At 60.6% G+C, this 594-nt stretch carries 1 protein-coding gene; it reads right to left on the reverse strand.

Features of this window, described 5'->3' with window-relative positions; translation table 11 throughout:
• Window positions 1–594, reverse strand: a 594-nt coding sequence (locus GHN92_RS23635) for a lysophospholipid acyltransferase (RefSeq protein WP_153381346.1), incomplete at both ends; no start/stop codon positions are given.

Here is a 594-nt window from a genome sequence, read left to right on the forward strand (position 1 = left end):
CTTCTCCACCACTTGGCTCATGGCCGCGCAGGCGGTTTCGGTGTCGGTGCTATACATGGCTTCGGGCGCCGCTTCCAATATCACTTTGAACCCCGAACCGTCCGGCAAACGCACCGCGTGCAGGAATACACCCACCGCTTTGCCACCCGCCAGCATGTTGGGCACAAATTTGCTGGTCAGGGCCGTGGTGCCCAGGAACGGCACAAAAATACCCGCTGATTCTGCCGGCTCCGGGTCTGCCGGGATGCCGACCTGGCCGCCTTTGCGCACCTCTTTGATGACACTCAAAATGCCTTCTTTGGTCGACGCGGCCACGCGGTTGCCCAGCTGTACGCGCTGTTTGCGCAGCAGTTCGTCTACGGCCTTGAGCTTGGGCGGGCGATAAAAAATGATCGGTTTGCACTGGCTGCAATAGAAGTGGTTAAGCACTTCCCAGTTACCCAGGTGGCTGGTGATGCCGACCACGCCTTTGCCGGAAGCGAGGGCGTCTTTGAGCACGTCCAGGCCTTCGACTTCGCGCACCAGGTCAATGGAGCGCTGGGCGGGCCAGATCCACGCGCAGGCGCTCTCGGTCAGGCTTTTGCCGATGTCTTT

This window comes from Pseudomonas sp. FSL R10-2964 (assembly GCF_009600035.1).
Lineage (GTDB): Bacteria > Pseudomonadota > Gammaproteobacteria > Pseudomonadales > Pseudomonadaceae > Aquipseudomonas > Aquipseudomonas bubulae.